The 12565-nt window shown below is 60.7% G+C and carries 11 protein-coding genes and 1 tRNA gene; 6 read left to right on the top strand and 6 right to left on the bottom strand.

Translation table 11 applies throughout. From position 1 onward, the window contains the following. Positions 1 to 22: 22 nt before the first annotated feature. Positions 23 to 2191 (bottom strand): FUSC family protein, encoded by a 2169-nt coding sequence (locus JK176_RS04405; RefSeq protein WP_211586580.1) that lies wholly within the window; start codon positions 2189 to 2191, stop codon positions 23 to 25. A gap of 218 nt (positions 2192 to 2409) precedes the next feature. On the opposite strand from JK176_RS04405, the gene JK176_RS04400 reads away from it, so the two are divergent. From JK176_RS04400 to JK176_RS04385, 4 genes are all read left to right on the top strand, one after another. Beyond that, positions 2410 to 2483, top strand: a tRNA-Ile gene (locus tag JK176_RS04400). Between the two features lie 78 nt (positions 2484 to 2561). Further along, positions 2562 to 4241: an energy-dependent translational throttle protein EttA gene (ettA, locus tag JK176_RS04395; protein ID WP_141350458.1), complete on the top strand. Its 1680-nt coding sequence runs from the start codon at positions 2562 to 2564 to the stop codon at positions 4239 to 4241. 75 nt (positions 4242 to 4316) lie between these two features. Then, positions 4317 to 4814: a GNAT family N-acetyltransferase gene (locus JK176_RS04390; RefSeq protein ID WP_194261219.1), complete on the top strand. Its 498-nt coding sequence runs from the start codon at positions 4317 to 4319 to the stop codon at positions 4812 to 4814. A 122-nt stretch (positions 4815 to 4936) separates the two neighbouring features. After that, a complete protein-coding gene (locus JK176_RS04385) occupies positions 4937 to 5269 on the top strand; it encodes a pilus assembly protein N-terminal domain-containing protein (RefSeq protein ID WP_211586578.1) in 333 nt (110 codons plus the stop codon). Between the two features lie 47 nt (positions 5270 to 5316). Here JK176_RS04385 and JK176_RS04380 read toward each other — a convergent pair whose 3' ends face one another. Continuing rightward, positions 5317 to 5910 (bottom strand): phospholipid-binding protein MlaC, encoded by a 594-nt coding sequence (locus JK176_RS04380; RefSeq protein WP_194261220.1) that lies wholly within the window; start codon positions 5908 to 5910, stop codon positions 5317 to 5319. Between the two features lie 10 nt (positions 5911 to 5920). Beyond that, positions 5921 to 6739: a VacJ family lipoprotein gene (locus JK176_RS04375; RefSeq protein ID WP_211575164.1), complete on the bottom strand. Its 819-nt coding sequence runs from the start codon at positions 6737 to 6739 to the stop codon at positions 5921 to 5923. Positions 6740 to 7055: 316 nt separating this feature from the next. Here JK176_RS04375 and JK176_RS04370 point away from each other — a divergent pair, with 316 nt between their 5' ends. After that, positions 7056 to 8216: an aldose epimerase family protein gene (locus JK176_RS04370; protein WP_211586574.1), complete on the top strand. Its 1161-nt coding sequence runs from the start codon at positions 7056 to 7058 to the stop codon at positions 8214 to 8216. Between the two features lie 43 nt (positions 8217 to 8259). Here JK176_RS04370 and cysE read toward each other — a convergent pair whose 3' ends face one another. From cysE to JK176_RS04355, 3 genes are read right to left on the bottom strand one after another with little or no spacing between them, the layout of a single operon-like run. After that, positions 8260 to 9039, bottom strand: a complete 780-nt coding sequence (gene cysE, locus JK176_RS04365) for a serine O-acetyltransferase (RefSeq protein WP_211586571.1) — start codon at positions 9037 to 9039, stop codon at positions 8260 to 8262. Then, the gene (locus JK176_RS04360; protein ID WP_211586570.1) at positions 9036 to 10253 is read right to left on the bottom strand and encodes a UbiH/UbiF/VisC/COQ6 family ubiquinone biosynthesis hydroxylase; all 1218 of its coding nucleotides are present in this window, start codon (positions 10251 to 10253) and stop codon (positions 9036 to 9038) included. The genes cysE and JK176_RS04360 overlap by 4 nt, the downstream gene beginning before the upstream one ends. 54 nt (positions 10254 to 10307) lie before the next feature. Then, positions 10308 to 10985, bottom strand: coding sequence for a hypothetical protein (locus JK176_RS04355; RefSeq protein ID WP_211586568.1), 678 nt, complete (start codon positions 10983 to 10985; stop codon positions 10308 to 10310). A 267-nt stretch (positions 10986 to 11252) separates the two neighbouring features. On the opposite strand from JK176_RS04355, the gene JK176_RS04350 reads away from it, so the two are divergent. After that, entirely contained in the window at positions 11253 to 12476 is a 1224-nt protein-coding gene (locus JK176_RS04350) for a mechanosensitive ion channel family protein (RefSeq protein ID WP_194261225.1), read from the top strand. Positions 12477 to 12565 lie beyond the last annotated feature (89 nt).

Below are 12565 nucleotides of genomic sequence, written 5' to 3'. Positions count from 1 at the left end.
TGATCGGTTCGTGAGAATTGTGTCAGCCAGTCGATTCCAGTTCCTCGGAGCGGACGGACGGGTCGAGATACGGGCTGTTCGCGTCGAAGAAAACGCGGTTCGTGTCCAGTTCTGTGGCGATGACGTCCAGACTGGTTAGGGCGGCGATCAGGATGAAGCGTTCGCGGGGGCGGGACTCGTTGCGCTCGCATGTGCGCAAGTGCAGGATCGCGAGCTTTGTCGCCCGTAGGGTGCGGCCGTAATGGCCGTGATAGCGTCCGCTGAAATGGCTCATGCGCCCCATGACGAGGGAAAGCGCCTTGCTGGCATCCCCGACAAGCCGCGTATCGCGGCGAATGGCCTGAAGACGCAGAAGATTGAGCATGACGCGCATGCCCGACAGAATTCCCGTCAGATAGGCCTGAATGACGGGCGACGGGGTTGAGCCCGAATTGGTCATGAGCCGCACGAAGCGGTCCACATTGCGCGAGACCACGCTGTCCACCGTTTCGCGGGCGCTCCCATCCGCGATCCGATGCAGGTCACGCAGGATGTTTTCGCGCATGGTCCAGCGTTGATGGGCGGGGTCGTAGGGCAGAAAGACGCGATACATCCATGAGGCGTAGAGCAGACCCAGAATGAGCGGCATAGCCGTGTTGAAATAGGTAATTTCGTCGGTTTTGGCCTGATTGGACGGGCCAATCAGGATGGGCAGGAACAGGTTGTACGATACGGCCGGGAGGGTCAGGGGCGGGTAGGCAAAGGCCAGTCCACCGATCATCATCGCAAGGCCCGACCACATGCCCAGCATTTCAAACGTCGTCGATTTGCCCATCAGGGCCAGATTGAGGATGCCCGCTGCGACGACCGCACAGCAGGCTCCGCGCAGGAACGCCTGCGTGGCCAGCGCGGGGCGCTCCAGTGTCGAGAATAGGCTGCACACGATGCAGACGAACATGATGAAGGTCAGTCCGCTGGGCCAGGCGGTACAGATCCAGATGAGGCCCGCTCCGAAGACTGTAACGGACGAGCGCAGGCTGTTGGTAATGGCCTGTTGCCAGTCGCGGTAGGAGCGGATCGGCGCATGGAAATGGTCGTGCGCTTCGGGGTGTCGGCTGGCCTCGAACTGGCTTAACGCCATGCGGAGTGCGTCGATCAGTTCGACGAGGGCCTGCTGAAGCATGCCGTGGCGCAGGACGGCTTCGCGCGCGGCATCGTCCGGCTGGGCGGTGTTGAAATCGATCACAACCTTCTGGCGGCATTGGCGGCGCAGGGTCAGCAGATCGGCCAAAATGGCGCTCATGGGCTCCGTCCCATCCAGTCGGGCGGGGAGTTTGAGAAATACGTCCCGGATGGCCTCGGCTTCCTGATGGAACGTGTCGTCCTGACTGAGCGGCAGGCGCATGAGGGTCGCCAGATCGAGGGCGCGGGCGAGGAGGACGGCGATATCCGCCAGCGCCGCGCGGGCGTGGTCTCCGGCATGGTCGCGGCGGCCAAGCTCGACTTCCGCGAACTCCACCTGATCGCCGAGCGTCGTGATCTGGGTGAAGATCCCCTGCACGTTCTGCATTGCCCCGTCCTTGCCGATCAGGATGTCCGCGATGGCGGTGAGGGCGGGTTTGAGCGTGTCTTCGAACGTGCTGGCGAGCTGGTGGCGCGTGCGTTTGGTTAGACCGAGCTGGAACAGCCCGGAAATCGAGGCTTCGAGCACGATGCCCAGCAGAATGTAGGTGGCGCGCGCCATGGCGATGGCGAAGATGTGGTGCGGGTCCGCGATGCCGTCGAGGGAGACGATGGCGTAGGTGAAGCCCGAGGCCCGCATACCGTGGATGCGGTAGTTCGTCATCGATGCCGGACCGGGCATGAATGTGCCGATCATGCAGAACGCGCCGATTCCGCCTGCCAGCAGGAGAATGAACATCAGAGGCGACTGCGGAAAGGAAGCGACCAGTATGATTCCGCTGATGACGCCGACCACCATGCCGAACAGGTGCCATTTGGCTTTCGCAAGGCTGCGTCCGCGTGTGCCCTGTGCCACCATCCAGACGGTCAGCGCGGCCCATTGCGGGCTGCCAAGCTCCATCCGCAGCGCGATTCCGAGTGCGAGCAGCGAGGTGAACGTCGTCCGGAGCGCATATCCGGCCATGACCGGATCGGGAGCGTAGAGCCAGCGCAGTTTGCGGATAAGCGCGACCGGCCCGGTCTGTATCATGTCTGCGGAGTACTGCTGGGTATTTTCGCGATATTTGCAGGCATCGGACATCCCTTCGGGCAATACGGACCAGTGAGGCCATCTCGCAACGGCAGCAAAGGTCGCCTGAACGGCCTTTAGGGAACGGGAAGGCGTGACACACTAACTTAAAAAGACACATTCCACCATGTCAGCCCTTGCAAAAAGACCCGAGTTGGGCGATTGCGGACTGCACCCGCGCGCCTGTAGCTCAATTGGTTAGAGCCGGCCGCTCATAACGGCTTGGTTGGGGGTTCGAGTCCCTCCGGGCGCACGGTGTGCCGATCTGATCTGCGTGGAACGGATGTGTTCCGCGTCTTCCCCGCCCATCCACCGATTGAGGAGACCTCCCATGGCCGCCTACCAGTACGTCTATGTCATGAAGGACCTTACGAAGGCCTATCCGGGTGGGCGCGAAGTCTTCAAGGGCATCACGCTGTCCTTCCTGCCGGGCGTCAAGATCGGTGTGCTGGGTGTGAACGGCGCGGGTAAGTCCACGCTGCTCAAGGTCATGGCGGGCATTGAAAAGGAATATGGCGGCGAGGCCTGGGCTGCCGAGGGCGTCCGCATCGGCTATCTCGAACAGGAGCCCAAGCTCGACGAGAGCATGACGGTCGGCGAGAACGTCGCGCAGGGCTTCGGGGACCTGAAAAAGGCCGTGGACCGCTTCAACGAGATTTCGATGAAGTTCGCCGAGCCGATGTCGGACGACGAAATGACCGCGCTGCTCGCCGAACAGGCCGATCTTCAGGAAAAGATCGACGCTGGCGACGGCTGGGAACTGGACCGCAAGCTGGAAATCGCGCTTGATGCGCTGCGTTGCCCGCCCGCCGACAGCCCGGTCACGAAGCTTTCGGGTGGTGAACGCCGCCGCGTGGCGCTGTGCCGCCTGCTGCTCGAAAAGCCCGATATCCTGCTGCTTGACGAACCGACCAACCATCTCGACGCCGAGAGCGTGAGCTGGCTCGAGAAGACGCTGCGGGACTATCAGGGCACCGTCATGGTCATCACCCATGACCGTTACTTCCTTGATAACGTCACGAACTGGATTCTCGAACTCGAGCGTGGTCGTGGCTATCCGTTCGAAGGCAACTACTCGTCCTGGCTCGTTCAGAAGCGCAAGCGTCTGGCGCAGGAAGAGAAGGAAGAAAGCTCCCGTCAGCGCGCTCTTGCTGCCGAGCAGGAGTGGATTTCCAGCTCGCCCAAGGCCCGTCAGGCCAAGAGCAAGGCGCGTATCACGAAGTATGAGGAAATGCTGGCCGCCAATGCTGAAAAGGCCGGCGGCACGGCGGATATCGTAATTACGCCGGGCCCGCGTCTGGGTGGTACGGTTATTGAAGCCGAAAATCTCAGCAAGGGCTTTGGCGATCGTCTGCTGATCGACAATCTCAGCTTCAAGCTGCCGCCGGGTGGCATCGTGGGCGTGATCGGACCGAACGGTGCAGGTAAGTCCACGCTGTTCAAAATGATCACGGGCGATGATGCGCCGGATGGCGGGTCGCTCAAGATCGGCGAGACGGTGAAGCTGGGATACGTCGATCAGTCCCGCAACACGCTCGATGACAACAAGACGGTCTGGGAAGAAATTTCTGGCGGTACGGACGTCATTCAGCTTGGCAAACGCACGGTGCCGTCGCGGGCCTATGTGGGCGCATTCAACTTCAAGGGTGCGGATCAGCAGAAGCGCGTGGGCATTCTGTCGGGTGGTGAGCGCAACCGTGTTCATCTCGCGAAGATGCTCAAGCAGGACAGCAATGTCATCCTGCTCGACGAACCGACCAACGACCTTGACGTCGATACGCTGCGTGCTCTTGAAGACGCTCTGGCGGAGTTTGCCGGTTGCGCCGTGATCATCACCCATGATCGCTGGTTTCTTGACCGTCTGGCCACGCATATCCTCGCATTCGAGGGCGACAGCCATGTCGAGTGGTTCGAGGGCAACTTCCAGGACTACGAAGCTGACAAGCGCCGTCGTCTGGGCCCGGATGCAACCGAGCCGGGGCGCATCAAGTATCGTCCGCTGGCCCGCTGATCCGGCGTTTTCCCTTCAGTGGACGGGACACCCCTGTTCGCTGAAGGTTTCTGCTGATGGTCTGGGGAGAGCTGCGTGCTGGGGCGTGAAATCCGAACCGCCCGTCTTGTCCTGACTCCGGTCAACTGGCCGGATCTTGAAGACATGATCAAGCTCAAGGGCGATGCCGGTGCCTTCGCCAAAATGTTGGGCGGTGTACGTAACCGGACCATGACCGAACAGGAAATGGCGGAAGACGTCAGTTTCTGGGCACGGTGCGGTGTGGGAATTTTTGCCATTCGCGAAAATGGCCGCTTCGTCGGCATTACCGGCGTACACGAGCGCCCTGACGGGCGTGGCCTTGGCCTGAGATTTTCCATTTTTCCGTGGGCTGCCGGGCGCGGCATTGCTCGCGAAGCCGCGGCTGCGGCCCTGCGCTATGTGCTGGATACGGGCGAAAAGCGCATCGTGGCCGTGGCCAGGGAAGACAATCTGGCCTCCCGCACGGTTCTGGGTAGTCTGGGACTGCGTCATACGGCCACTTTCGACCGCGATGGCGATACAATGTTTCTCTACGAAATCACGGCGGACTGACAAACCTGCACCGATTTTTCCGGACGGCCAAAGCGGCCGTTGTGTTTTCAGATGCTCCTGCCTATCCATAACAAATCGAAAAATTTTGTTACAATTGGGGCGGGAGTTTTGTCGTGAGATTTATGAGTGTCTGCACACGAGGTCTGGGACTTGTCGTCCTGACTTTTGCTTCTCAGGCCTCTGCCGAGATCTCAAAGCCCGTTGAGAGCGTGGTCAATGGCGTGCATATCATGGACCGGACCATCGCGCTTCAGGCAGGTGCGAGCGAGATTGTGGCGCTTCCCCCAAACGTCCAGTCAGCTTCGACGCCGCTTCCGGATATTCTGAGTATCAATCTCGTGTCCCATCAGGTCGCGGAGATCATGGGACGACGGGAAGGGCGGACAGACGTCCTGTTTACAGGTCGGGATACGATCTATCGTTATCATGTCACGGTGCAGCGCCCTGTACGCTGAGCCGCACCGGCAGGACCGGCCCGTGTCGGGCGGCCCTGCCTTATGTCTTACTTGTGGGCTGAGAGCTGTCGTTCGAGAGCGGCGTTCAGGGCATCGACGTCACCGTTATGGCGCGCGAGATAGGAGCTGTAGTCGCCGCGCTGGTTCATGCGCAGGCTGGCACCTTCGCCATACATGTCCATGACCTTGGGCGGGTTACCGCCGATGACCAGCTGCATGTTGACTTCCGGCTGGCCCGGACGGTCGATCAGCGCATTGACGCGTTCGCCTTCGGGCGTGGTCGTCGTGGATGTGACGCGGAAGCTCACGCCCTGATAGCTGCCGATCTGGTCCGTGATGGTGTTGACCAAGACCTGATCGAACAGGGAGAGGTACTTGTCACGCTGGGCCTGCGTTGCGGTCCGCCAGTATTTGCCGAGGCAGTAGCGGCCAATCCCGGCGATATCGACATTCTCCTTGAGCAGGGGAAGAACTTCCTTCTTCTTCTGCTCAAGCGGCTCCTTGGAGTTGACCACGCCTGCCAGACGGCCCCCGAAAGAGTTTACGAAGTCCGTCGCCGGGTTGGCGTGTGCAGCTCCGGTGGCGACGGCGAGGGAGACAACGGCCCCGAGAATGGTGCGGCGCGAAAATACGTTGAACATGTCGTTGTCCTCAGTTGTACCAGTCGGGGGTCGTGGCGCGGTCGTCGTTCTTGATCGTGTCGATCTGGCTCTGGCGGTTCTGCTGCCATGCACTCCGGATATAGGAGTACGGGTCCAGACTGTCCTGTTCGACATGGTCGATCTGGTCGATGGAGCTGGCATAGCCTTCCATGGTCCCGGCCACGTTGTAAGCCCAGTTGAAGGTTAGCAGATCATAGCCGCGCGGCACATAGTTGATCGGCGTCAGGCCCTGGCCGATGCCGTAACCGGCACCATCACGGAAATTGGACGGGCCGACAAACGGGATGAACAGGTAAGGCCCGCTCGCCACGCCCCAGGTGCCCATTGTCAGGCCCGGATCGGTTTCATGCTGGTTGTAGCCGACTAGCCCTGCGACATCGAAGAAACCACCAACGCCTGCGCTCATGTTGATTGCAAAGCGCATGAAGGCATCGCCCGCGCGGCGCGGCTTGCCTGCACCAACGTCGGAAAAGAATACCGCAGGCTCGCGCCAGGTTTCGTTGATGTTCGCAATGGAGTGACGCACGGGCTTGGGAATGGCCCAGATCCATGCCTTGCCGACCGGACGCAGGACCTTGTGATAGGCCCACATCTGGACGTTGTACATCTTGCGGTTCAGGGGCTCGTAGGGATCGTTTGCGGCTTTGTAATCCGCGAGATCATCCGGATCTGTCGGGGGCGGCTGGCGGAGTGAGCCACAGGCGCCCAGCGCCAGCAGGGCGAGCGTACCTGCGAGAGCTCTGCTGCGACGTGACACACGGCGTGAGCGCGTCTCCCGGATTGCGTTGTCGTCCTGCCGAAAGTCCATAACCATCCCCAAAATACCCTTCCCGGCCCAGTGCTCACGAAGAAGTCACCGGAAAACGGAAATTTTCGTAATCCGTTCCCTGAAGGACTCCATGAACCCCGATCGGCCACGCGCCATCCGTCGCGGAAAACTGCGGAGGGGCGTAGTCATAACGTATCCTCCGATAGCGTGCATCCCTGTATGTCTGCAAATGCTGCTCGTTTGAAGAGGCCAGATGCTTTAACGATCCAGATGCTTTCCGGCTGCTTTCGGGCCTTTGACCCTTCGAGATTTTTGGGATCAGTGTGGCCTCAACTCAACACCCGGGAGGTTTCCAATGTCCAGATTCTTCGGCTCGAAGGGTACGTTTCTCGCCACTGTCGCAGCTCTGGCCCTGAGTGCCGGTGTGGCGCAGGCGCACCCCACCGTGGCCAATCAGCCCTGGGGCAACACGCCGGATGGTAAGCCCGTGCGGATCGTGACCCTAAAGAACGGTCTCGGCACCACGGCCCGCATCATCACCTATGGCGGCATCATCCAGTCCGTCGAGACGCCGGACCGCGAAGGACATGTTCAGGACGTGGTTCTCGGGTTCGACAATCTGAAGGGCTATACGGTTGATAGCGCGAAGGGTGGTCTGTTCTTCGGCGCCATCATCGGTCGTTACGCGAACCGTCTCGCCGGCGGCAGCTTTCCCGTGGACGGCAAGATCTATCATACGGACGTGACGGCCCCGCCGAATGCGTTGCATGGCGGCAAGAAGGGCTTCGACAAGAACGTCTGGACGATCGAGAAGACCGGCACCAACGACAATGGTGCGTATGTGACCCTCAAGCTGGTCAGCCCGGACGGCGATCAGGGCTTTCCCGGCAAGCTGACGACGCATGTGACCTATACGCTGGGCACAGACAACGCCCTGTCGCTGCATTATGTCGCCACGACCGATGCGCCGACGGTTCTGAACCTGACGAATCACAGCTACTGGAACCTGAACGGCGAGGGTTCGGGCTCCATTGAGCCGGAAATCCTTCAGATCAACGCCGATGGCTTCACGCCGACCGACGCAACGTCCATTCCGACTGGCAAGATTGCGCCTGTCGCCGGGACGCCGCTTGATTTTAGCAAGCCGACCGTCATCGGCGATCGTCTGCGTAGCAACGACCAGCAGATGATGTATGCGCGTGGTTATGACATGAACTGGGTCGTCAACGGGCCGTCCGGTCAGGCGCCGCGTCTGGCGGGTAAGGTTTATGATCCGCGTTCGGGCCGCAGCATGGAAATCCTGACGAACCAGCCGGGGCTTCAGGTCTATACATCCAACTCGCTGGATGGTGGTTATGCCGGGGTGTCCGGCCATGCCTATCGTCAGGGCGATGCGATTGCGTTCGAGGCCGAGCATTATCCCGACAGCCCGAACCATCCGTCTTTCCCGACGACTGAACTCAAGCCGGGTCAGACGTTCGATTACACGACGATTTTCAAGTTCTCGAACAAGTAAGAGACATCAGGGTCCGGGGCGCAGGCTCCGGACCCTGAGTGCTTTATGCCGGGCGGGGTGTGGTGCCCACGATCCGTGCCGGATTGCCGACGGCGGTGGAATAGGCCGGGATATCTTCCAGAACCACCGAAGCTGCGCCGATCCGGGCATATTCTCCGATCACGAGACGACCGAGGATTCTGGCGCCTGCGCCGATCATGGCCCCGCGCCGCACGATGGGGTGACGGTTGCCGCTCAGCTTGCCCGTGCCGCCCAGCGTGACATCCTGAAACAGCGAGACGTCATCTTCGACGATGCAGGTTTCGCCAATGACGATGCCTGTTCCATGGTCGATGCTCAGCCGCCGTCCGAGACGGGCCGCGGGGTGAATATCGATGGCGAAAAGCTCGTTGATCCGGCTCTGGAAATGATGGGCCAGATGCTGACGGCCCTTCGTCCAGAGATGATGCGAGATCCGGTAGGCCTGAAGCGCCTGCCATCCCTTGAAGAACAGGAAAGGCGTGACGAGGTCCGGGCAGGCCGGGTCGCGGTCATAGGTTGCGAGAATATCGGCGGCGGCCGCTTCGGCGATATCGGGGTCGGCGCTCAGGATTGAGGCGACGAGACGGGTGATCGTCGTGGCCGGGATGGAGCGATCCGCGAGTTTTGTGCCCAGCAGGGAGGCCAGCGCGGACGCAAAATCCGGATGGTCTCCGATATTGGTGGAAAACACGTCCTGAATCAGCGGATCGTGGCAACTGCACGCCTGTGACTGCATGTCCCGCCAGAAGGCCGTGAGATCCGATGTTCTTTCGGGAGGCGTTTCGATGATGGCTTCCGTCATACGCCCATGGCCTTTCGGACGAAGGCCCGGCGCAGGGCGGGGAAGCGCTGAACGCCCGCGATGCCGATATCGCGCAGGCGGCGCAGGACCGGGTTGTCGTTGCCGAACAGGCGTTCGAGCGCGTCTGTGGCGGCCAGCATCGCCATATTGCCGGGGCGGGTGTTGCGCTGATACCGGACGAGAAGCTCGCGGCTGCCCATGTCCTTGCGCGTGCGATGCGCCTCGATCAGCAGGTCTGCGAGCGAGATCACGTCCCGGAACCCGATGTTCAGGCCTTGCCCTGCGATCGGATGGATGCCGTGCGCGGCGTCACCCGCCAGAGCGAGGCGCGGGCCGATATAGCTGTGGGCGTATTGCGCGGAGAGCGGATAGATCCAGCGACGACCGGTCGGGGTGATCTCGCCCAGATCCTCGTCCGCCATGCGGGCCTTGATTTCGCGCGCGAAAATCTCGTCCGGCAGGTCGTGGAAACGCTGGGCGCGGCCTTCGCCTTCGGCCCAGACGATAGCGGAGCGGTGCGGATGTTCGGCGGTGCCGGGCATGGGCAGGCGTGCGAACGGGCCTTCCGGCAGGAAATGTTCGAGCGCCACGCCATGATGCGGCTTTTCATGAGCGATCGTCGCGACGATACCGTACTCGTTATACGGAATTTTGGTCAGGCCGATCCGCGCCTGACGACGCAGCGGGGAACGGCGTCCTTCCGCAGCGACGGCCAGTTTTGCCGTCACGGTGTTGCCTGAGGCCAGACGGATGGAGACATGATCCGGATGGAACGTGAAGGTTCCCAGATCCGGCGCATGCACATCAAGCGTGTCGTACTGCTTCAGCGTCTGGTTGATCGCAAGCCGCAGGTCCCGCGCTTCGACCATCCAGCCGAAGCTCTGGCCTTCGGGGGCGTCTTCCGGGCCGAAATGCAGCGTCAGCGGGGAAGGGGCCTCATGTGGGCGTCCGTCCGCAACACGGATTTCGTGGATCGGCTGGGCTACGTTGGGCAGATTGTCCCAGATGCCTGCGTCCGCGAGCATCCGGCGGGAGCCTTCCGCGATGGCATAGGCCCGCCCGTCCAGAGCAGGATCTTCCATGCCGGGCAGGGCATTGCGGTCGATGAGCAGGACGCGCACGCCCTCTGCTGCCAGACGACACGCCAGCGTAGCGCCCACAGGGCCGGCGCCGTTGATGCAGAGGTCGTAATGGGTTTTTTTCATCGTACTCATCTCCCTGCCCCTGTCCTACTCCTGCGAGGGTTCGAGCGGAAGGGGGCGCTTTCCTTATGGAGGGCAGCGGGCGAGACGCATCTGAAGCAGCGTGAGGGCAGCCTGATGGAAACTGCGTTCGGGATGTTCCCGGCAGTACTGGATGAGAAAGGCCTGATCCTCGCGCACCACTTCGGGCGTCAGATTCAGGGTCATCACGCTTTTTCCGTCCTGATGGCGGGCGGCGTTGATGGCCGTTACAAACCCGAGATACCAGTTGTAGAAAATCACGCTGACGGGGGATGCTGCGTCGGTGATGGCCTGTGTGAAATCCGCGCAGGACCGCGCCCCTGCGCCGTAAACCATGGGTCGCGGAAGGTCCGCAGGCGCTTTCTCGTCGACCACGACCTTGCCGTTCGGGTCCAGATCGTAGCGTTCGCCATTGTCGCCAACGACAACGGCTTTGAGGCGACGGCTGATCTGGACCATTTTGGCCATCTGCTGTTCATCGGGATATTTGCAACTGATGGCGTTTCCGGCCCAGTAGAATAATGTGTCTTCCGGCTTTTTGGAGGCGGTGGGATGATTGAGCCATTCCGCGTCCTGTGTTGGATATTTTCTGGGTTCGCTCGATACAGCGAACTGGAGTTCGTCATCCTTCTGGATGACGTCGAACCACTCTTCCAGCAACAGGGGGGTGCCGGGCCTACCAGACCAGATGGGGTTGCGCGTAATCTCTAGATTGTACCCCATGGAGGCATCCTTGAATTGCTGAACTATAACGTTCAAGACAGACTGAAAACGGATCTGTGGTCCATAGTCAAACTGTCTTCTTCATGTGAAAAATGGGTGTTGTGGTCCTCCATGTGAGGCTTCTGTGCTTTCATGGAAGGGAATTCGACAGGCACGCTCCTGAATGATTTCAATCCGCGTACGCGATTCGGGAACGATCTGCAGCGGATGATGTTGTCTTGCGGAGGCCCGCGCCAGACAGCAAGAAGATAAGGAACCGCAGAACGCATGATTGAAAACTCTTACGTCAGGTCCATCAGACGGATCGGGCATCTGCTGGACTGGCTTCCGGCTCCGCTGGGCTCGATTCTGATTCTGGTGTTCGCGGCGGGTATCGCGCTGCTGTCCAGCCGCATCATTACGGATGCCCTCCCGCGGCTGCCGGGGCTGCGGCGTGTCCAGTTCATTCATGCCATTATTGCGCGGCTGCGGGCGCCTATCCGCAATGGTCTGATGATCATTGCCGCCAGTGCCGCCCTTCAGGCCACGATCGGCTTTACGGATGCAACGACCTCGTTTCTGGAACAGGTCTTCATCTGCCTTTTCATTCTTAATCTTGGCTTTGGCATCATCCGGACCTTCCGTCTGTTGACAGATCAGTATCTGACAAGGATCAGCGCCAAGGAGCATATGGATGATATCTCGGTCCGTTCGCACCAGACGCAGATCCGAGTTCTGCGTCGCCTGATCGAAATTTCCTTCGGTGTGTTGACGGTCGCGTCCTCGTTGATGGTGTTTCACTCGGTGCAGAAATTCGGCGTATCGCTGTTTGCGTCCGCCGGTGCGGCATCCCTGATCGTCGGTCTGTCGGCCCGTCCGGCCCTGACGAACCTGATCGCGGGCATCCAGATTGCCGTCACTCAGCCGATCCGCATGGAAGACATGCTGATCCTCAACGGAGACTGGGCGTGGGTGGAGGAAATCAACGCGACCTATGTTGTTCTGCGGACGTGGGATCGTCGCCGCTATATCGTGCCGATCTCGTATTTCCTTGAAAATCCGTTCCAGAACTGGACGCACAGTTCGCCGTCCCTGATCGCCTCGCTGTTCCTGTGGCTGGACTACCAGACGCCGGTGGACCGCCTGCGGGAGATGTATTTCGAGGAACTGGCCAAATGCCCGGACTGGGATCAGGACAAGACCTCCATCGGCTGTCAGATCGCGGACAGCAATGCGCAGGTCATGTCCATCCGTCTGATCGCAGGGGCACCGGATGCGGACTCGATGTGGAATCTGGCCTGCGACATTCGCGAGCGCATGTTGCGTCGCCTGCGTCTGGAAATGCCGGAATGTCTGCCGCGTGGTCGCACGGCCATTGTCTCCGGTGCGCCGGATCAGAACGCCTGGCCGGATGCTCTGGTTGCCCCGCCGGTCAACCGGCCGCAGGATGGTCCCTATCGCGGCCCCGATATGCCGGGCTCGCCACCCGCCGCAATGCCCGGACGTGCCTGAGGCGAAGCGTTCAGGCAACGCGTCATGGGAATTTCAACATGAACGGCATGATCGGGCTGCCAATATCATTATGAGACTGGCATGATCTG

The organism is Gluconobacter sp. Dm-73 (assembly GCF_018256215.1).
GTDB classification, from domain to species: domain Bacteria; phylum Pseudomonadota; class Alphaproteobacteria; order Acetobacterales; family Acetobacteraceae; genus Gluconobacter; species Gluconobacter cadivus.
This window is presented reverse-complemented; position numbering and strand designations above follow the sequence as displayed.

Bases quoted from the DNA above. Each gene is read 5' to 3' on its own strand.
- JK176_RS04405 (WP_211586580.1), bottom strand. From the start codon at position 2,191: ATGATACAGACCGGGCCGGTCGCGCTTATCCGCAAACTGCGCTGGCTC.
- ettA (WP_141350458.1), top strand. From the start codon at position 2,562: ATGGCCGCCTACCAGTACGTCTATGTCATGAAGGACCTTACGAAGGCC.
- JK176_RS04385 (WP_211586578.1), top strand. From the start codon at position 4,937: ATGAGTGTCTGCACACGAGGTCTGGGACTTGTCGTCCTGACTTTTGCT.
- JK176_RS04380 (WP_194261220.1), bottom strand. From the start codon at position 5,910: ATGTTCAACGTATTTTCGCGCCGCACCATTCTCGGGGCCGTTGTCTCC.
- JK176_RS04375 (WP_211575164.1), bottom strand. From the start codon at position 6,739: ATGGACTTTCGGCAGGACGACAACGCAATCCGGGAGACGCGCTCACGC.
- JK176_RS04370 (WP_211586574.1), top strand. From the start codon at position 7,056: ATGTCCAGATTCTTCGGCTCGAAGGGTACGTTTCTCGCCACTGTCGCA.
- cysE (WP_211586571.1), bottom strand. From the start codon at position 9,039: ATGACGGAAGCCATCATCGAAACGCCTCCCGAAAGAACATCGGATCTC.
- JK176_RS04360 (WP_211586570.1), bottom strand. From the start codon at position 10,253: ATGAGTACGATGAAAAAAACCCATTACGACCTCTGCATCAACGGCGCC.
- JK176_RS04355 (WP_211586568.1), bottom strand. From the start codon at position 10,985: ATGGGGTACAATCTAGAGATTACGCGCAACCCCATCTGGTCTGGTAGG.
- JK176_RS04350 (WP_194261225.1), top strand. From the start codon at position 11,253: ATGATTGAAAACTCTTACGTCAGGTCCATCAGACGGATCGGGCATCTG.